Annotated in this window: 18 protein-coding genes; 7 read left to right on the forward strand and 11 right to left on the reverse strand. The window is 77.0% G+C overall.

What is annotated here, in order from left to right:
• Window positions 1-80: 80 nt before the first annotated feature.
• Window positions 81-1112 (forward strand): GntG family PLP-dependent aldolase, encoded by a 1032-nt coding sequence (locus AB0883_RS16640; RefSeq protein ID WP_366642021.1) that lies wholly within the window; start codon window positions 81-83, stop codon window positions 1110-1112.
• Window positions 1113-1130: 18 nt separating this feature from the next.
• On the opposite strand, the gene AB0883_RS16645 is transcribed toward AB0883_RS16640, so the two are convergent.
• Window positions 1131-1994, reverse strand: a complete 864-nt coding sequence (locus AB0883_RS16645) for a deoxyribonuclease IV (RefSeq protein ID WP_121400512.1) — start codon at window positions 1992-1994, stop codon at window positions 1131-1133.
• A gap of 2 nt (window positions 1995-1996) precedes the next feature.
• Complete coding sequence (gene pknB / locus AB0883_RS16650; protein WP_366642022.1) at window positions 1997-3982, reverse strand: Stk1 family PASTA domain-containing Ser/Thr kinase; 1986 nt, start codon at window positions 3980-3982, stop codon at window positions 1997-1999.
• Window positions 3983-4176: 194 nt separating this feature from the next.
• On the opposite strand from pknB, the gene AB0883_RS16655 reads away from it, so the two are divergent.
• On the forward strand, window positions 4177-4539 hold the full coding sequence (locus tag AB0883_RS16655; RefSeq protein ID WP_233600225.1) for an Rv2175c family DNA-binding protein: 363 nt from the start codon (window positions 4177-4179) through the stop codon (window positions 4537-4539).
• A 37-nt stretch (window positions 4540-4576) separates the two neighbouring features.
• On the opposite strand, the gene AB0883_RS16660 is transcribed toward AB0883_RS16655, so the two are convergent.
• Window positions 4577-5659 (reverse strand): polyprenyl synthetase family protein, encoded by a 1083-nt coding sequence (locus tag AB0883_RS16660; protein WP_366642023.1) that lies wholly within the window; start codon window positions 5657-5659, stop codon window positions 4577-4579.
• A gap of 9 nt (window positions 5660-5668) precedes the next feature.
• A complete protein-coding gene (locus tag AB0883_RS16665; RefSeq protein ID WP_366642024.1) occupies window positions 5669-7027 on the reverse strand; it encodes a transcriptional regulator in 1359 nt (452 codons plus the stop codon).
• 254 nt (window positions 7028-7281) lie between these two features.
• Between AB0883_RS16665 and metF the strand changes: the two genes are divergently transcribed.
• Window positions 7282-8199, forward strand: coding sequence for a methylenetetrahydrofolate reductase [NAD(P)H] (metF, locus tag AB0883_RS16670; RefSeq protein ID WP_366642025.1), 918 nt, complete (start codon window positions 7282-7284; stop codon window positions 8197-8199).
• 43 nt (window positions 8200-8242) lie between these two features.
• Window positions 8243-8932 (forward strand): CDP-alcohol phosphatidyltransferase family protein, encoded by a 690-nt coding sequence (locus tag AB0883_RS16675; protein ID WP_366642026.1) that lies wholly within the window; start codon window positions 8243-8245, stop codon window positions 8930-8932.
• A gap of 62 nt (window positions 8933-8994) precedes the next feature.
• Here AB0883_RS16675 and crtI read toward each other — a convergent pair whose 3' ends face one another.
• The 7 genes from crtI to AB0883_RS16710 form a co-directional block, all read right to left on the reverse strand.
• On the reverse strand, window positions 8995-10482 hold the full coding sequence (crtI, locus tag AB0883_RS16680) for a phytoene desaturase family protein (RefSeq protein ID WP_366642027.1): 1488 nt from the start codon (window positions 10480-10482) through the stop codon (window positions 8995-8997).
• Window positions 10483-10493: 11 nt separating this feature from the next.
• A complete protein-coding gene (locus AB0883_RS16685) occupies window positions 10494-11621 on the reverse strand; it encodes a glycosyltransferase family 2 protein (RefSeq protein ID WP_366642028.1) in 1128 nt (375 codons plus the stop codon).
• Complete coding sequence (locus AB0883_RS16690) at window positions 11618-12454, reverse strand: carotenoid biosynthesis protein (RefSeq protein WP_366642029.1); 837 nt, start codon at window positions 12452-12454, stop codon at window positions 11618-11620. Before AB0883_RS16690 ends, AB0883_RS16685 begins: the two co-directional genes overlap by 4 nt.
• Complete coding sequence (locus AB0883_RS16695) at window positions 12451-13026, reverse strand: GNAT family N-acetyltransferase (RefSeq protein ID WP_366642030.1); 576 nt, start codon at window positions 13024-13026, stop codon at window positions 12451-12453. The genes AB0883_RS16690 and AB0883_RS16695 overlap by 4 nt, the downstream gene beginning before the upstream one ends.
• Entirely contained in the window at window positions 13023-13763 is a 741-nt protein-coding gene (locus AB0883_RS16700) for a monooxygenase (RefSeq protein WP_366642031.1), read from the reverse strand. The genes AB0883_RS16695 and AB0883_RS16700 overlap by 4 nt, the downstream gene beginning before the upstream one ends.
• A 91-nt stretch (window positions 13764-13854) precedes the next feature.
• The gene (locus tag AB0883_RS16705; protein ID WP_366642032.1) at window positions 13855-14343 is read right to left on the reverse strand and encodes a YbaK/EbsC family protein; all 489 of its coding nucleotides are present in this window, start codon (window positions 14341-14343) and stop codon (window positions 13855-13857) included.
• 34 nt (window positions 14344-14377) lie between these two features.
• A complete protein-coding gene (locus AB0883_RS16710) occupies window positions 14378-15400 on the reverse strand; it encodes an EamA family transporter (protein WP_366642033.1) in 1023 nt (340 codons plus the stop codon).
• Window positions 15401-15889: 489 nt separating this feature from the next.
• Here AB0883_RS16710 and AB0883_RS16715 point away from each other — a divergent pair, with 489 nt between their 5' ends.
• From AB0883_RS16715 to AB0883_RS16725, 3 genes are all read left to right on the forward strand, one after another.
• Window positions 15890-16339: an SAV_6107 family HEPN domain-containing protein gene (locus tag AB0883_RS16715; protein WP_121400525.1), complete on the forward strand. Its 450-nt coding sequence runs from the start codon at window positions 15890-15892 to the stop codon at window positions 16337-16339.
• 101 nt (window positions 16340-16440) lie between these two features.
• Window positions 16441-17244, forward strand: coding sequence for a hypothetical protein (locus tag AB0883_RS16720; RefSeq protein WP_366642034.1), 804 nt, complete (start codon window positions 16441-16443; stop codon window positions 17242-17244).
• Window positions 17245-17269: 25 nt separating this feature from the next.
• On the forward strand, window positions 17270-18832 hold the full coding sequence (locus AB0883_RS16725; protein WP_366642035.1) for a DNA polymerase Y family protein: 1563 nt from the start codon (window positions 17270-17272) through the stop codon (window positions 18830-18832).
• Window positions 18833-19050: the final 218 nt, after the last annotated feature.

Raw genomic sequence — 19050 nt, forward strand, 5'->3', positions numbered from 1 at the left:
GTCGGCGGCCGGAGGGATGACAGTGGCTGACGCGAGGAGTGAGCTTGCGAGCCCCGCAGTCGGCGGCCGGAGGGATGACCGTGCCTGATCAGTTCGTGGACCTGCGTTCGGACACCGTGACCCGGCCGACGCCGGGGATGCGGGAGGCGATGGCCACCGCCGACGTCGGCGACGACGTCTACGGCGAGGACCCGACCGTCAACGCGCTGGAGACCGAGGTCGCCGCGCTGTTCGGGCACGAGGCGGCGCTGTTCGCCCCGACCGGGTCGATGGCCAACCAGATCGCCCTGCAACTGGTGGTGCCGCCGGGCAACGAACTGCTCTGCGACGCCGACGCGCACGTGGTGACGTACGAGATCGGGGCCGCCGCGGCGTACGGCGGGATCTCCTCGCGGACCTGGCCGGCGGTCGGCGCGGACATCGACCCGGACGCGGTCGCCGCCATGGTCCGTCCGGACGGCTACTGGGCGGTGCCCACCCGGGCGATCGCCGTCGAGCAGACCCACAACCGGGGCGGCGGCGGGGTGATTCCGCTGGCGACCCTGCGCGAGCTGCGCCGGGTCGCCGACGACGCGCAGGTCGCGCTGCACTGCGACGGCGCCCGGATCTGGCACGCGCACGTCGCCGACGGTGTGCCGCTGGCCGGCTACGGCGCCCTCTTCGACACCCTGTCGGTCTGCCTCTCCAAGGGCCTCGGCGCGCCGGTCGGCTCGCTGGTCGTCGGCAGCGCCGACAAGATCGAGCGGGCCCGGTTCGTCCGCAAGCGGATGGGCGGTGGGATGCGGCAGGCCGGCATCCTGGCCGCCGCCGGCCGGTACGCGCTGGCGCACCACGTCGACCGGCTCGCCGCCGACCACGCCCGGGCGGCCCGGCTCGCCGAGGCGATCGCCCCGTTCGGGGTGCTGGCGACGACCGTCCGGACCAACCTGGTGCCGCTGGACCTGACCAAGGCGCCGCTGGACGCGCACGCCCTGGCCGCCGCCGCCCGCGCCGAGGGCGTCCTGGTCTCGGTGCTCGGCCCCCGCACGGCCCGCCTGGTCACCCACATGGACGTCGACGACGCCGGCATCGACCGCGCCGTGGATGTCCTCACCCGCATCCTGCGGGGCTGACCGCCCCGCCGGCCCGCGTCAGGGGTGCAGGCGCCTGAGGGTGGCGATGTCGGCGGCGTGGCCGACGTGCTTCTCCGTCGGCGTCTCCACCACGACCGGGACGCCGGCGGTGGCCGGATGCGCCATCAGCTCGGCGAACGCCGGCTCGCCGATGGTGCCCTTGCCGATGTTCTCGTGCCGGTCCCGGGTGGAGCCGCAGAGGTCCTTCGAGTCGTTCGCGTGCACCAGCCGCAGCCGGTCGGCCCCGACCGTCGCCACGAGCGTGTCGAGCGTCGCGGTCATGCCGCCCTCGACGGCCAGGTCGTGCCCGGCGGCCCAGGCGTGGCACGTGTCGAAGCAGACCCCGAGCCAGGGGTGCCGTTCCACCGCGTCGAGGTAGGGCCCGAGCTGCTCCACCCGGGAGGCGAGCGAGCGACCGCCGCCCGCGCTCGGCTCGACCAGCAGCCGAGGGCCCTCCGCTGCCGCCGCCTCGTCGAGCAGCGGCAGCAACGTCTCGCGTACCTGCCGCATGGCGGCCTCGGCGTACCCCTCGTCGACCGCGCTGCCGGCGTGGAAGACGACACCCTCGGCGCCGATCGCCCGGCCCCGGCGCAGCGCGTGCGCGAGCGTCTCCGCCGAACGCTCGACCGTGTTCGCGGTGGGGGAGCCGAGGTTGACCAGCAGCGACGCGTGGATGAAGACGGGCACGCCCCGCTCGCCGCAGCCGTCGCGGAACAACGTGTCCTGGGCCGGATCGCCCGCCGGCAGCGCCCAGCCCCGCGAGTTGGACACGTAGACCTGCACGACCTGCGAGCCGGCCGCGTCGACGTACGGCAGGGCGGCCCGCGCCAGGCCGCCGGAGGTGGGCGTGTGCGAGCCGACCAGCCGCTGCGGTGCCGGCATCGCTACATGCATCCGAGGGTGACCGGGGTGGCCGGCGGCACCTGCGTGTTCTCCGGCGGGTTCTGGAACCGGGTGATGCCGTTCGGGTTGAACTGGATCGCCACCGGGAAGCCCTGGCTCTCCAGCAGCTGCTTGGCCTGCTGGCAGGGCAGGTCGATGACCCGGGGCACGGCGACCAGCGGCGGGCCCTTGCTGAGTTCCAGCTTGACCTTCGCTCCCCGCTCCACTCCGGTGCCGTCGGCCGGGCTCTGCCCGAGGATCTCGTCCCTGGGCTTGTCGGAGTCCTTGTAGGTGGGCTCCACCAGCTCCAGGCCCAGTTGGGCGAGGATCGTCCGGGCCTCACCCAGGCTCTTGCCGACCAGGTTGGGCACGGAGATCGGGGCCTTGCCCTTGCTCAGCACGACCGTGACCTTGTCGCCCGGCTTCACCTCGGCGCCGACCTTCGGGTTGGTCTCCAGCACGACGCCCGCGGGCAGGTTGTCGTCGTAGCGGGCGGTGCCCTTGGCCACGACCAGCTTCGCGTCGAGCAGGTCCGCCTCGGCGAGCTCGAACTCCTTGCCCACCACGTCGGGCACCGGGAAACGCTCCGGCCCGAGCGAGAGGGTCAGCGTGACCGTGCCGCCCTTGACGATCCGCGTGGCCGAGACGGGATCCTGCGCCAGCACGGCGTCCTTCGGAACCTTCTCGTCGTAGCGCGGTTCGGCGTAGCTGAGGACGATCCCGGCGCGGGCGGCCTGCGCCTCCGCGTCGGCCTTGGTCATCGCCAGCAGCTGCGGGGCCTCCGTGTAGCGCCCGGCCGCGAACCACCAGCCGCCGCCGGCGACCAGCAGGACCAGCACCACCGCGGCGGCGATGGCCGCCATGCGGCCCCGCGGGTCGCCCATCACCCGGGTGCGCAGCGCGGACAGCCGCGACCCCAGGGTCTCGTCCTCCTCGGGCTCGGCCCGGCGACGGCCCGTCCGGGGGCCGCCGCCCTCGGGCAGCCGGGCCCAGGCGGGCCGCTCGGCCGGCCGGACCGCCGCGACCATCATGGTCGGCCCGGCCACCGGCTCGTCGGACACCCGGCGCAGCACGGCGGTACGCGTGTTCGCGTCGCCCAGGTCGTCCCGGACCGCCTGCACCTCGGCCAGCAACGCGCCGGCGTCGGTCGGTCGGGCGCCCGGATCACGCCGGGTGGCCCGGGCGACCAGTTCGTCGAGCGCCTTGGGCAGGCCGGGCACCAGGGTCGACGGCGCCGGTACGTCGTTGTCGACGTGCTGCCAGGCGACGTCGACCGGGCGGTCCCCGTCGTAGGGCACCCGACCGGTGAGCATTTCGAACAGCACGATGCCGGCGGAGTAGACGTCGGTGCGGGGGTCGGCGTGGCCCTCGGTGACCAGTTCCGGGGCCACGTACGCGACCGTGGCCATCAACTGGTTGCCGTTCTCGTCGTCGGCGCTCGCCTCGACCGCCTGGGCCAGCCCGAAGTCGGCGACCTTGACCACGCTGTCGACCAGGTTGGCCGCGCCGCCGGTGGGGGCCTCGGCGACCAGCACGTTCTCCGGCTTCACGTCGCGGTGCACCAGCCCCGCCCGGTGCGCGGCGGCGATCGCGGCGAGCATCTGCTCGGCGATGGCCAGCGCCTCGTCGGGGTTGAGCCGGCGCCGCTCGGCGAGCACGTCCCGCAGGGTGCGACCGCGGACGTACTCCATCACGAGGTAGGGCAGGCCGGAGTGGGTGCCCTGGTCGTAGACCGCGACGACGTTGGGATGGGTCAACCGGGCGATGGTCTTCGCCTCGTCGGTGAACCGCTCCACGAAGCCCGCCGCCCGCGCCCGCGGTTCCGGGGCCTGGGACGGATGAATGATCTTGAGTGCGACGGTGCGCTCGAGGCGCTCGTCGGTGGCGGTGTACACGGTCGCCATGCCGCCACGGGCCACGCGACCGCGGATGCGGTAGCGCCCGTCGATCAGCGAGCCCAGCAACGTGTCGGCGACCTGTGTGTCCATCGGCAGGGAGTCTATGTGTCCAGGAGGTGAAGGTTGAACAGGATGCTACAGATGGGGTGCGACAAGGGCCGCGCCGCCGCGCTCGATCGCCCCGCCGGCCCTGCTCAGCCGGCTCGTGGGGGTGCCGTTGGCCCCGACCGGGCGGGACATGGCAGGGTGGTCCGGTGACCGACTCAGTACCCGCCGACCGGGCCGTGCCCGGCGCCGAATCCGCCGGCCCCGCCGATGCCGCCGACTGGCTGACCCTGCCGGACGTGGCCGAGCGCCTCGACGTGTCGATCAGCAAGGTCCACCAGATGATCCGGGACCGGGAGCTGATCGCGGTACGCCGCGACGGCGTCCGCCGGACGCCGGCCGACCTGGTGGCCAACCAGACGGTGCTGAAGCACCTGCCCGGCGTGCTCAACCTGCTGGCCGACGGGGGCTACGACGACGAGGGCGCGCTGCGCTGGCTCTACGAGCCGGACGACACCCTGCCCGGCGGCAGCCCCGCGAAGGCGCTCGCCGGCGACCAGGCGCGCGAGGTGAAGCGCCGGGCGCAGGCCCTGGGCTTCTGACCCGCCCCCACCGCCCGCCCCGCGCGGGGCGGGCGGGTCAGTCGGTGCGGCGGGTGGCGGCGATGGCCAGGTCGACCAGGGCCTGCCGGGCCTCGGTCTCCAGGTCGACGGCGGCCAGCGCGGCCAGCGCGGTGTCGGTCAGCGCGCCGATCCGCTGCTCCGTACGCGCCAGCGCCCCGCTGCCGTCGATCAGCTCGCGCAGGCGGGTGACCCCGGCCTCGTCCAGCCCGGGGTCGCCGAGCCCGCCGAGCAGCAGTTCCCGGCCCGCCCCGTCGGTCGTCTCCAGGGTCGCCGCCACCAGGTAGGTCCGCTTGCCCTCACGCAGGTCGTCACCGGCCGGCTTGCCGGTCTGGGCGGGATCGCCGAAGACCCCCAGCACGTCGTCGCGGAGCTGGAACGCCTCGCCCAGCGGCAGCCCGTACGCGGAGTACGCCGCCCGGACCTCCGCCGACGCGTCGGCCAGCGCGGCCCCGAGCAGCAGCGGCCGTTCGACCGTGTACTTCGCCGACTTGTAGCGGGCGACCTTGCCGGCCCGCTCCACCGAGGTGTCCCCGGTCACCTGGGTCAGCACGTCCAGGTACTGGCCGACGGTGACCTCGGTGCGCATGGCGTCGAAGACCGGCCGGGCCCGGGCCACCGTGTGCGGGTCCAGCCCGGCGGAGTGCAGCAGCTCGTCCGACCAGACCAGGGACAGGTCGCCCAGCAGGATCGCCGCGGCGTCGCCGAAGCCGTCCGCGTCGCCACCCCAGCCGGACGCCCGGTGCCGCGCGGCGAACCGCCGGTGCACCGCCGGCTCGCCGCGCCGGGTGTCGGACCGGTCCATCAGGTCGTCGTGGATCAGCGCGCTGGCCTGCACGAACTCCAACGCGGCCAGGGCGGTGACCACCTGGTCGGTGTCCACCCCGCCGGCTCCCCGGAACCCCCAGTAGGCGAACGCCGGCCGCAGTCGCTTGCCGCCGCCGAGGACGAACGCCTCGATCGCCTCGGCGAGCGGGGCCAGGGCGTCGTCGACCCCGGCCATCCAGGCGCGCTGGCTGGCCAGGAACTCGGTCAGGGCCTTGTCGATCCGTTGACGCAGCCCGGCGCGGTCGACGGGGGAAACAGGAGCAGCGTGGGTCACCCCACGACGCTAGCCGGTCGGGGCGGACCCCGTCGCGCCACCGGGGGGCCGACGCGCCGCACGCCCCGTGCGAGCCCGCCGGCCGGCCGGCCCAGGTGACGGCCCCGGACGGGGCAGGTACGGAGCCGCCGCGGCGGCGAGCGCCCGGTACCGCCGCACAACCGGCTCGTCGCCGTGCCCGGCCAGCCGCCGGCGTACCTCCGCCAGTTGGCCCAGTGCGCGCGGCGACCCGGCGCGGACCGCGTCGAGCAGCGCCTCGCCGGCCACCGCGCAGGCCCGCTCCACCTCGCCGAGTTGCAGGTAGCCCCGGGCCAGCCAGCCGCCGTAGATCGCGGCGGTGCGGGGGCCGCGCCGCCGGACGGCGTGCAGCGGCGCCTCGGCCGGGAGCGGTCGGCCCAGTGCGACCAGCGCGCGCCCCGTCATCGCCGCCAACTCCGGCCCGTCGAGCCAGTAGAGCCACGGCGGCTCCCGGCCCGGCTCCGGCGCGCCGGTCACCCGGCGGGCCGCGTCGAGCGCCTGCCGGGCCGCCCCCGCCCGGCCGCCGAGCGCCGCGGCCAGGGCCACCCGGTGCAGCAGCAGGGCGCGCAGCCCGGGGCTGGCCGACCGCCGTGCCCCGGCGTACGCGGTGCGGGCCAGCACCAGCGCGCCCTCCGGGTCGCCGACGCCGGTGAGCAGGTGGCTGGCCGAGCCGAGCACGTGCCCGCCGAGCGCCGGGTCGCCGGCCGTCGCGGCGGCGCGCAGCGCCAGCCGGTACGCGTGCAGGGCGCCCGCGGCGTCCCCCGCGTCCGCGGCGAGCCAGCCGGCGAGCTGGGCGGATTCGGCCAGCTCGGGCAGCAGCCGAGGGCGTGCGGAGGGGGCGCACCCGGACAGCGCCCGCACCGCCCGTCCCAGCCGGTACGCCCCGAGCCCGGCCAGGTCGGCCCCGCCGACGAGGTCGTCGAGCCGGCGCAGCTCCGCCAGCCGTACCGGCCCCGCGCCGTCGTCCCGGTCGGCGTGCCGGATGGGCGCGCCGGGCAGCAGCACGGCGCGCGGGTCGGCGAGCCAGCGCTGGGCCAGGGCGAGCAGCGCCGCCCGGGGCCGGGACCCGCCGAAGGCCGGCGGCGGACCGAGGCTGCGGGTGCGGGCCGCGGCGGTGACCAGCAGGTCGACCGGCACCGCGAGGACGACGGCGAGCCAGCCGAGCCAGAACTCGCCGGGGACGCGCAGCTGCCGCTCCCACCGGGAGACCTCGTGCCGGCTGAGGGTCGGCACTCCGGACGCGGCGCAGAGTTCGGCCGCGACCCGGAGCTGGCTCCAGCCCCGGGCCAGCCGGAGCTGGGCGAGCAGCGGCCCGAGCAGTTGCGGGCCGGGCGGCGGGGGCGGCGTCATCGGTCCTCCGGACGGGTGTCGGCGCGGCGGCGGCGCGGACCCCGGAACGGGACCGGTTGCGCCACCGGTGGATGCTGACCCCCGCGCGTGCCCCCGGCGGGTCGGCCTCCGGCCGGGCCCACCCCGCGCAACCCCATGACTACTCCGTGGGTACGACGCTTTCCGGCCCCGGCCGGCCCGGCGGCCGGGCGGTCCGGTGTCCACCAGTGTGGGAAGGTCTCGGCCCGGGGGGCCCGGCCCGCTAGAGTCGGGACGTGGCGCTCGGTCTTCCATCGGTCCTCCCCAATCCGCAGCCGGCGATCGGGGAGCTGATCCGTGACCGCCAGCCGACCTTCTCCTTCGAGTTCTTCCCGCCCAAGACCGCGCAGGGCGAGCGGCTGCTGTGGCAGGCGATCCGCGAGCTGGAGTCGCTGCGCCCGTCGTTCGTCTCGATCACCTACGGCGCGGGCGGGTCGACCCGCGACACCACCGTCGCGGTCACCGAGCGGATCGCCACCGAGACCACCCTGCTGCCGATGGCCCACCTGACCGCGGTCAACCACTCCGTGGCCGAGCTGCGCCACGTCATCGGCCGGCTCGCCGGGGTCGGGGTGCGCAACGTGCTCGCCGTGCGGGGCGACCCGCCGGGCGACCCGGGCGGCGACTGGGTGCGCCACCCCGAGGGGGTGCTCTACGCCGAGGACCTGGTCCGCCTGGTGCGCGACGCCGGTGACTTCAGCGTCGGGGTGGCGGCCTTCCCCTACAAGCACCCGCGTTCACCCGACGTGGCCAGCGACACGGAGCACTTCGTGCGCAAGTGCCGGGCCGGCGCCGACTTCGCGATCACCCAGATGTTCTTCGACGCCGACGACTACCTGCGGCTGCGCGACCGGGTCGCCGCCACCGGCTGCGACACCCCGATCCTGGCCGGCGTGATGCCGGTGACCCAGATCGGCACCATCGAGCGCTCCACGCAGCTCTCGGGGGCGCCCTTCCCGCCGGCCCTGGCCGACCAGTTCGCGAAGGTCGCCGACGACCCGGAGGCGGTACGCCGGCTCGGCGTCGAGCAGGCCAGCGAGATGTGCCGGCGGCTGCTCGACGAGGGCGTGCCGGGGATCCACTTCATCACCCTCAACCGTTCCACCGCCACCCGCGAGGTGTGGCAGAACCTCCAGGTGGGCGCACGGATGTGACCCCGCTGCCGCGACACCTGAGCGGCGGTGCGACGGTTGTTCCGTGGTGGGCACACAGCTGAACTGGGACGAGTACGCCACGGCCTGGGCACGGCTGCACGGGGGCTTCGACCCCCGGGCGGCGGCCCCGGTCGTCCGCGCCTGGCTGCGGTTCGCCTACCACGTCGGGTTCGTGCTGGGCCGGCTGCGGGTCGGCCCGACCCCGGTCACCGTGGTCGGCGTGCTGCTCTGCGCCTGCGTGCCGCTGTTCGCCGTACGGCCGCAGGACGGGCCCTTCCTCGCGGCGCTGTTCGTGCTGCTCGCCGCGGTGGCGGACAGCGTCGACGGCGCGGTGGCGGTGTCCACGAACCGGACCACCCGGCTCGGCTACGTCTACGACTCGCTGGCGGACCGGCTCGGCGAGGTCGCCTGGCTGGCCGCGTTCTGGCTGATCGGCGCGCCGGGGGCGCTCGTCGTGACCGCCGGTGCGCTCTCCTGGCTGCACGAGTACGTCCGCGCCCGGGCGGTCTCCGCCGGCATGCGGGAACTCGGCGCGGTGACCGTGGGGGAGCGCCCCACCCGGGTCTCGGTGGCCCTGGCCGGGCTGCTGCTGGCCGGGCTGACCGGGCTGATCGAGCCGGACCTGGCCGCCGGCACGATCACCATGGCGACCGCCGTGTGGGTGCTGCTGGCCGGGTTCGGCCTCGGCCAGTTGCTCTCCGCCGTCCGCCGCGCCCTGATCGACGCCGGCTGACCGCGCCGGCCCGGGCTCCCGGGAAGGCCCGGCGTCGACGTGCTGCCCCCGCCCGTCGGCGGCTACCAGGCGGGGCCGATGTCGTCGGCGACGATCTGGGCGGAGAGGGTCACCATCGGCAGGCCGCCGCCCGGGTGGCTGGAGCCGCCGACCAGCCACAGCCCGTGCGCCGGGCCCCGGTTGGCCGGGCGCAGCAGGCCGCCGGCGGTGCCGTAGATCGACCCGCCGGGCGCGCCGGTCGCGTCGTCCAGGTCGGCCGGGGTGCGGACCTCCCGGAACACCAGCCGGTCCCGCACGTCGACGCCGCGCCCGGCCAGCACGCCGAGGACCCGGTCGGCGTACGCCTCGGCGAGGCCGGGCCGGCGCCAGTCGACGGCACCGGCGGCGGTGCCGTGCCGGGGCGCGTTGACCAGCACGAACCACGCCTCGTGACCGGCGGGCCGGACCATCGGGTCGTCGGCCACGGTGACGAAGACGGTGGGATCGGCCGCCGGCCGGGCCCGCACGCCGCGCCCCGGGCGGCCGAAGACCGCGTCGAACTCGGCGTCGTAGTCGCGGGGGAAGAACACGTTGTGGTGGGCCAGCCCGGAGTCGCCGGCGACGCCGAGCAGCAGCACGAAACCGGCCAGGCTGCGGTCGGTCAGCCCGGCCAGCCGGCGCGGGCTGGGCAGCAGGTCCCGGTAGAGGGTGAGCGCGTCGACGTTGGCCACCACCACGTCGGCGGGGACCGGGGCGGTGACGCCACGCAGGCGTACGCCGTGCACCCGTCCGCCCGCGGCGTCGATCCGGGTGACGGTGGCGCCGGTCTGCACGACCACGCCGAGGTCCAGGCAGCGGGTGAGCAGCGCGTCGGCGAGCGTGCCCAGCCCGCCGCGCAGGTACCAGCCGCCGAAGGTCAGCTCGGCGTAGGGCACGGCGACCAGCGCGGCCGGCGCCCGGCGCGGGTCGGCGCCGGTGTAGGTGGCGTACCGGTCCAGCAGCATCCGCAGCCGGGGGTCGGACAGGTGCCGTCGGCCCAGTCCGCGCAGCGTCCGGCCCGGGCCGATGGCGGCCAGGTCGCCCAGCCGCCAGGCCAGCGCGGCCAGGTCCAGCGGGGAGTCGATCGGGCGGCGCAGGATGTCGCGGTGCGACGCCTGCCACACCCGCGCGGCCCGGCGCCACAGCCGCTGCCAGTCCGTGGCGGCCCGGTCGCCGAAGGCCGCGCCGATCCGGGCGGCGAACTCCGCCGGGTCGGCGCAGGAGTCGAGGGCCGGGCCGCCGCCGGGGAAGACGTGCCGCACGATCGGGTCCACCGGCGCCAGGTCCAGGTACTCGTCGAGCTTCGCGCCGGTCGCCTCGAACAGGTCGTGGAAGACGTCGGGCAGGGTGAGCAGGCTCGGCCCGGTGTCGAAGTGGAACGGGCCCGCCGGGGTGTCGCGCACGTGCCGGCCGAGCTTGCCACCGACGGTGCCCGCGCGTTCGAGCACGGTGACCTGGTGCCCGGTGGCGGCCAGCCGGGCGGCGGTGGCCAGCCCTCCCACCCCGGCGCCGACGACCACGATCCGCGCCATGCCGCGCCTCCCTAGGTGACGGGGCGGCCGCGCCAGGACAGGCGACGCCGCTTCCGCAGATGGTACGACCGCAGGGTCAGCCAACCGAGGACCACGACCGACACGGGGTGTGCCAGCGCGTCGGGCCACCACCGGCCGCCGGTCGCCCGGGCGCTGACCGCCCGCCCGGCCACCCCGAGCAGGTAGGCGGCGAGCGCCGCGGCGGCCACCGTCGGCGCGCCGGCGGCCAGGGCGACGACCGCCAGCAGCGGGGGAGCGGTGTAGAGCAGGAGCAGCAGGGCCACCACGACGGCCGCCGCCCCCGGGTGGCCGAAGGTCGCCCAGAGTGACTTCGAGTAGCCGTCGCGCAGCTGCGGCCAGTCCTCGTACATCCGGCAGGCGGCCAGCCGCGAGCCGTCGGCGAGGGCGATCCGGCCGCCGGCCCGCTTGACCGCGCGGGCCAGCTCGACGTCCTCCAGGATCTTCCCGGCCACCACGGCGTGCCCGCCGGCGGCCTCGTAGCCGGCCCGGTCCACCACCAGGAACTGCCCGCCGGCGGCGGCCAGCGACGGCCGCCGCGAGCGTTCCATCGCCCGCAGCGGCAGGAAGGTGAGCCACAGCCACTGCAACAGCGGCTGGACCAGCCGGTCGGCCACCGTCGCCACCAGGATCCGGGGGTACGGCGACAGCAGCGTCACCCGCGCGGCGCGCAGCTCGGTGACGGCCGCCGCGACCGCGTCCGGGGCGAGCACCACGTCGGCGTCGACGAAGACCAGCGCGGTCGCCGCGGGGTCGGCCCGGGTGGCCAGCTGCCAGCAGGCGTGCGGCTTGCCCAGCCAGCCCGGCGGCGGGGCGACCCCGTCGAGCAGGGTGACCCGGGGGTCGTCGCCCGCCACCGCGCGGACCACGTCCGCGGTGCCGTCGGTCGACCCGTCGTCGAGCACCACCACGCGCAGCCGCGGCACGCCCCGCTGGGCGAGCAGCGCGCGCAGGCACGGGGTGACCCGCGTGGCCTCGTCGCGCAGCGGCAGCAGCACCGCCACGGGCTCGGTGACCGGCGCCGGCCGCTCGGCCGGGCGGCGCAGCCAGCGGCCGGCGTTGACCAGGGTGTGCGCGGTCAGCGCGGCCACGCCGAGCAGCAGCGCCAGGACGGCGGTCATGCCGTCGCGTCGACGCCGGGGCGCTGCGGCTGACGGGACCGGTGCCGGTCGTCGCGGCGGGAACGCAGCAGCGTGACCGCCAGCGGCACGGCGGCCACCGACATGCCGACCGCGCCCCAGAGCGCCGAGGCGGGCAGGTCGAGGAAGACCGCGTGGGCCAGCACACTGGAGATGTACGTCCACAGCCAGAGCGCGAACATCGGGCCGTCCCGCCCGTCGGTGGTGGCCACGGCGGGCCCGGCCAGCGGGCGCAGCGCGCTCATCATCAGCACGGCGAAGAGCAGCCAGCCCAGGTAGTTGCTCACCGGGATGCCGGGCAGGCCGGGCAGCGCGGGGGTGGCGTCCCGCCAGCTCCAGTAGCCCTCGGCCACCATCTGCGGGTCGAGGAAGAGGTCCCAGGCGGCCAGCCCGACGGCGGCCAGCGCGATCCGCGGGACGGGGAACCGCCCGCCCCGGCCCCCGCTGTCGCCGCTGGTCAGCCGGGTGGCGGCCAGCCAGGCCGGCCAGGCCATCCAGGTCCAGGCCAGCGGGATGATCAGCGGCACCCCGGCCAGCTTCGGCCCCAGCTCGCCGGAGTAGTCGTAGCTGCCGAACGGGAAGCCGGTGGCCACGCCGAGCGCCTCGATGGCGAACCCGCCGACCGTGGCCACCGCGACCAGCGCCGCCGCCGTACGCGGGCCCCGGCTGAGCAGCGCGTGGCCGACCGAGAGCAGGTAGCCGAGCACGACGGTGGCGACGGTCAGCCGGGCCCGGGTCTCCCCGGTGGTCAGCGGGTAGCAGATCTGCGCCAGCACCAGCACGGCCAGCAGCGCCCAGGACAGCCGTCGGGTCACGCGGCGCCCCGGCCGGGCGGAGTGGGTGCCGGCGGCTCCAGCGGCAGGTCCCGGCCGAGCACACCGAACGGGCGCTCGTCACCGGGGAAGTGGAAGTCGCGCAGGACGTCGACGAAGCCGAACCGGCGGTACAGCCGCCAGGCCCGGGACCGCTGTTCGTCGGCCTCGGGGGTGGAGAGCAGGGTGGTCGTGCCCTCCGCCAGGCTGAGCAGGGCCCGCAGCTGCCGCGCGCCCAGGCCGTGCCCCTGCGCGGGCGGGCGGACGTGCAGCTCGACCACCTCGAAGCAGTGGGTCAGCCAGCGCTGCCGGGTCGGGGCGTCCAGCGCCCGCCAGACCTGGTCGTGCCACCACTGCCCGGAGCCGCCCAGGTAGCCGTAGCCGAAGCCGGCCAGGTGGCCCTCGCTGGTCAGGCTGGCGACGGCGCGGAAGCCGGGTCGGCGTACGTGGGTGGCGATGTAGCCGCGCCGGGACTCCAGCAGCTCCGGGCGGTACCCCATCGCCTCGCCGTAGACGGCCACCACGTCGTCCAGCCGTCGGACGAGATCGTCCGGCGTCCACCGCACCAACCTCATGCCCGTACACCCTCCGCCGCTCCCGGATCGCCGTCCGCGACCCACCCCAGCACCGCCCGGTCACCCACCACGTCGCGCACCTCGAACCGCGCGAAGAGCTCCTCCGCGTACCACCCCTGGGTGGGGGTCCGCATGATCGCCGCCCGGTGCTCCGGGTGACGGTACGCGAACGCCACGAGGTCCGCCGGCTCGCGCCACACGCTCACCGTGCCCTGCCAGCCCAGCGGGGCCTCGCCGACGCCGAAGCGGGCCAGCAGGCCGGGGGCGGCGTGCAGCGCGGCGGCCACCGGGGGGATCGCCCGCCAGAAGGTGGCCGCCCGCCGTGGCCGCAGCCGGGCCCGGGTCAGCGCCAGCACCGGGCCGGTGACCCGGCCGCCGGGCGGCTCCCCGAACGGCCGGCGCCCCGACCACTCGCCCCGGCTGCTCAGCGGGCGCAGGTCGACCCGGACGGACGCGCGGGCGATCCGTGCCCAGGCGCGCCCCACCGGCGAGCCGTCGAAGCCGGCCGCGGCGGCGGGGGAGTCCCACACGGTCAGCGCCGCCCACCGGGTGAGGTCGGCGTCGCCCGGCCCGAAGCCGGTGCCGGTCCCGGTGCCGAGCAGCTTGCCGAACCGCACGCCGGGCACGGCGCGCAGCCGGCGGGAGTCGACCGCCATCCGGGTCAACGCCCGGGGCAGCGCGGCGCGGGAGGTGCGCCACACGTGCAGCGTGACCAGCCCCGGGACGTCGTTCCCCATGCTCCGCTCGCTCACGCCACCGCCTCGCTCCGCTCGACGGCGGCGCGAGGCGCCACGCTGCTGAGCCCCATGGTTCGCTCGCTCCGCTCGCTCACGCCACCCCGGTCGGGACGCCGCCGGTGACCCGCAGCAGCTCCGGGTACGTGGTGGGGAAGACCGCCCGCGGCACGCCGCCGGCCGCCCAGATCTCGTCGTACGACTCCAGGGCGGTGTCGACCAGGGTGCGCAGCGGGCGGGGGTGGCCGACCGGGGCGACCCCGCCGATCACCTGCCCGGTGTGCGCGCGGACGAACTCCGGGGTGGCCCGGCGCAGCCGGCCGACCCCGATGGACGCGGCCAGGCCGGCGGTGTCCACCCGGTGCGCGCCGGAGGTGAGCACCAGCAGCGGCGCGCCGTCCGCCTCGAAGACGAGCGAGTTGGCGATCTGGCCGACCGCGACGCCGAGCGACTCGGCGGCGGCAGCGGCGGTGTGGACCGCGTCGGGCAGCAGGCGGACGAGGCTCGGGGCGCCGGACCCGTCCCGGGCGCCCGCGGCGTCGAGCACGTCCTGCACCGCCCGCACGTTCGGGTGTGGCTGCATGTCGACCATTCTTCCCGGTACGCCGGTCGGCGGCTCAGCCGGCCGTGCCGGGCCCCGACCGGGCGGGGCGGGGCGCCGTCCGGCCGGCTCCGGGCGGGACGGTGACGGCGTCCGGGGCGGGCGGCGCGGCGGTCCGGACCGGGGCGACCCGGGCCGTCTCGGCCAGCGCGACGCCGACCAGCACCAGGAGCCCGCCGGTGAGCTGGGCGGTGTTGAGCGCCTCACCGGGGCCGATCACGACCCAGGCGACCGTCGAGGCGAGCACCGGCTCGGCCATGCCGATGATCCCGACGCTGGTCGCGGGGAGGTGCCGCATCGCCCCGGCCACCAGCAGGTACGGCGCGATCGAGCCGAGCACCACCATGTACGCGCAGAGCAGCGCCACGGGCACGCCCCCCTCGGTGTCTGCGGCCAGCGGCTCCCAGCCGCCGGTGCCGACGGTGACCGCGCGGGTGAGCAGGCCCGCCACGGCGGCGGCGCCGAACGCCCAGGTGCACAGCGACAGGGTGTCCCGACGCGCCGTGCCGTGGGCGCCGAGCACGTAGTACACGGCGAGGAAGACCGCGGCGCCGAAACCGGCGAGCACGCCGAGGCCGTCCAGCTTCAGCTCGCCCCACACCTCGGCCACGCAGCCGAGGCCGACCAGGCTCAACGCCAGGCCGGCCCAGAGCCGCGGGCGCACCCGGTGGCGCTGGCCGAACCGGGCCCAGAGGGCGACCAGCAGCGGGGCGGTGTACTCGAACAGCAGCCCGATCCCGACCGGCAGCCGGGAGATGGCGACGAAGTAGAGCATCGGTACGGCGAAGAACCCGGCCAGCCCGTACCCGATCAGCAGCGGCAGCTGGCCGGGGGTGACCCGGAGCCGGCGGACCCCCGGACGCAGCAGCACGCTCAGGACCAGCAGCCCGGTGACGGCCCCGGCGGCGCGCAGCAGGGTGAGCTGCGGAGCGTCCAGGCCGGCGCGGAGCACCAGCTTGGAGACGGTGCCGTTGACGGCGAAGAGCCCGGCCGAGGCGAGCACCATGGCTACCCCGAGGACGGGGCGGGGGGTTGTCACGAGCGGAGGCTACCGCCGTGGTCCCTTGCCGGCGCCCGCGACGACCGCGGTGGCGGGCACCGGGGCCGGCACCTGCCGGGACGTCGACCGACGCCCGCGCGCCACACGTTGCGTTTTCGTCGGTGGGAGGGTGTACTGTCAGCAGCAGTTAGAACGAGTGTTCGATTGCCTCGAACGCCCGTTCCAACAGACCCGGGGCGGTGTTTCGCGGCGCGGCTCCGGGCGGTGCGGCTCCGCGGGCCGCACCTGGGTCCCGGGCAGTCGCGAGTCCGGGCCCGTCAGGCAGGAGCGTCGCCCGCCGCCCACGACCCCCGGGCGGCGGGCGACGAACCCGCCGGTAACGCCGGCCGGGTGTGGTGTGGGGAAGCGTCCACACCCGGCCGGCCACCCACCGGTGCGTCTTCCTCCGCACCACTCGACCCGGCGTCCCGCCGGCGGCCCAGGGCCGTCTCCGGGGCGGCGCCTCGGCCACGTGGAGGAGACAGTCCCATGCCGACCAACCCGGCTCAGGCACCGACGGTGCCGGCGCACGTGCTGCCGCACCGCACCCCCGCCCAGCTTCTCGCGGTGGCCCGGCGCGGGCTGGCCGAGGCCGCCCAGACCCGTCCCGACGGCCTCCGTTACGCCGCCGCCCACCTGGCCGCGCTCCGGGCGGCCGCGGCGGTGCTCGCCGCCCGGGCGCGTCCCGCCCCCGCCCGACGCCACCGGGTCACCAGCGTCTGGGTCCTGCTCTCCGGTGTCGCCCCCGAGCTCGACGAGTGGGCCCGGTTCTTCGCCCTCGGCGCCGGCAAGCGGGCCGCCGCCGAGGCCGGCATCCCACGGGTCGTGACCGCCCGGGAGGCCGACGACCTGCTGCGCTCCGCCGAGCAGTTCGTCACGGTCGTGGAGGCCGCGCTCGGCGTGGCCCACCAACCGGCGCTCGACGGCCTCGCGGCCTGACCCGGCACCGGGCACCCGGCCGGACGGTCGTCCGGCCGTCCGGCGACGACCGGTGCGCCACGCGCACGTCTGATCCGACAGCACGACGGGGGGTAGGTCCGATGGCGGGCCGGATGGTGGTCGGTTCCGCCGCACTGGCCGGTCTGGTGCGCCCGGCGAGCGCGCCGGATCCGGCGGCCGGTCACCGGCTGTTGCCGGTGGCCCCCGAGCTGACCGGGCTGCTGCCCAACCGGGGGCTGCGACGGGGCAGCACGGTCGCGGTCGCCACCGGCCAGCCCCGGCGCAGCGGCGGCACCTCGCTGGTCCTGGCGCTGCTCGCCGAGGCCTCCCGGGCCGGCTCGTGGTGTGCCGTGGTCGGGGTCCCGACGTTCGGGGCGGGCGCCGCCGCCGAGTTGGGCATCTCCCTGGACCGGCTCGCCCTGGTGCCCCACCCGGGCCCGGAGTGGGCCACCGTCATCGCCGCGCTGATCGACGGGGTGGACGTCGTGGTCACCGCCGTGCCGACGGCGGTCTCCGCCTCGGTCGCCAACCGGCTGGCCGCCCGGGCCCGGCAGCGCGGCAGCGTCCTCGTCCCGTACGGGCGGTGGGACGGCGCGGACGTGACCCTCCAGGTGGTCCGGGGCGCCTGGGAGGGGCTCGGGCAGGGGCGGGGCCGGCTGCGTCGCCGCGAGGTCACCGTCTCCGCGCGGGGCCGCGGGGCCGCCGCCCGCCCCAAGGAGATCAAGGTCTGGCTGCCCGGGGACGGGCTCACCCGGGTCATTCCCCGCTCCGCTCCCGCCGCCGCCGCCGTCTCCGCCACCGGCCGGTCGACCGCCGGCCGGCTCCGCCAGGTCGGCCTGGCCGTCGCCTCCGCGCCCACCGGCCCGTCGCGTCGTGCCGCGCTCACCCTGGTCGGTCCGACGTGACCGCCGCGTTCGCCCTGGGCCCGACGTGACCGCCGCGCCCGTGCGGACCCTGCTGCTCTGGTGCCCGGACTGGCCGGTGCTCGCCGCGGAGATCGTCGACGGGGTGCCGGCCACCGACCCGGTCGCCGTGCTGCACGCCAACCGGGTGGTCGCCTGCTCCGAGCGGGCCCGCGCCGAGGGGGTGCGTCGGGGGTTGCGCAGACGGGAGGCCCAGGGCCGGTGCCCGCAGCTCACCGCCGTCGACTACGACCCCGGGCGGGACGCCCGGGCGTTCGAACCGGTGGTCGCCGCCGTCGAGGAACTGGTCGCCGGCGTCGAGGTGGTTCGCCCCGGCGCGTGCGCGGTGGCGGCCCGTGGGCCGAGCCGCTACCTCGGGGGCGAGGAGGCGGCCGCCGAGCGGATCGTCGAGCACGTCGCCCAGGCCTGCGCGGTGGAGAGCCAGGTCGGCATCGCCGACGGGGTGTTCGCCGCCGGGCTGGCCGCCCGCGACGGACGGGTCGTGCCGCCCGGCGGGACACCGGGGTTCCTCGCCGACCTGCCGGTCGAGGCACTCGGCCGCCCGGCCCTGGCCGACCTGCTGCGCCGGCTCGGCGTACGCACCCTGGGCGACTTCGCCGCGCTGCCCGCCGGCGACGTGCTGGCCCGGTTCGGCTTCGACGGTGCGCTGGCCCACCGGTTGGCGGCCGGGCGGGACCACCGTCAGCTCGCGGTCCGGCGACCCCCGGTCGACCTCGCGGTCACCGCCGACCACGACGAGCCGCTCGACCGGGTCGACGCGGCGGCCTTCGCCGCCCGGGCGCTGGCCGAACGGCTGCACGACCGGCTCGCCGCACACGGGCTGGCCTGCACCCGTCTCGGCATCGAGGCGGTCACCGCGCACGGCCAGGAACTGCACCGGGTCTGGCGGCACGACGGGCTGCTCACCGCCGCGGCCATCGCCGACCGGGTGCGCTGGCAGCTCGACGGGTGGCTGTCCGGCAGCACCGGCCGGGCCGGCACCCGCCCGACCCGCCCGACGGCGGGCATCATCCGGCTGCGGCTGGTCCCGGACGGGGTGGTCGCGCAGGCCGGCCTGCAACCCGGGCTGTGGGGGGAGACCGGCGAGGAGCGGGAGCGGGCGCACCGGGCGTTGAGCCGGGTGCAGGGCATCCTCGGTCCCGAGGCGGTGGTCACCGCGGTGCTCGGCGGCGGGCGCTCGCCGGCGGACCAGGTGCGCCTGGTGCCGTGGGGCGACGAGCGCCTGCCGGCCCGGCCCGTCCCGCCGCCGTGGCCGGGCCGGCTGCCGCCACCCGCGCCGGCCGTGGTGCTGCCCGACCCGCTCGCCGCGGTCGTGCACGACGCCGCCGGCGAGCCGGTCGAGGTCAGCGCGCGACTCCAGGTCAGCGCCGAGCCGGCCCGGCTGACCGTGGGCGCCGCCCGGCCGGCCGAGATCGTCGGCTGGGCGGGTCCGTGGCCGGTCGACGAGCGCTGGTGGGCGCCGGCCGAGGCCCGTCGCCGGGCCCGGTTCCAGGTCTGCCTGGCCGACGGTACGGCCCTGCTGCTCGCCGTCGAGGCCGGGCGGTGGCTGGTGGAGGCGATCTATGACTGAGCGCCCGCCCACGGGCACCGACCGACCCCCGCCCCGCCCCCGCCGCCCCGCTCGACGCGACGCCCTGCCGGCGGGTCGGCTCGCGCGGGGTGAAGCCCTGCCGGTCTGCCTGCCGACGCTGTCGGGCTGCCCCGTTGACGGGACCGTCGGACGTCGGCTTTCGGATCTTGGGGAGTTTCGGCCCCTCCACGGGCCGAAGCTCTCCAAGATCTCTCCGG

It is taken from the genome of Micromonospora sp. NPDC047812, assembly GCF_040704175.1.
Classification (GTDB): Bacteria; Actinomycetota; Actinomycetes; order Mycobacteriales; family Micromonosporaceae; genus Micromonospora.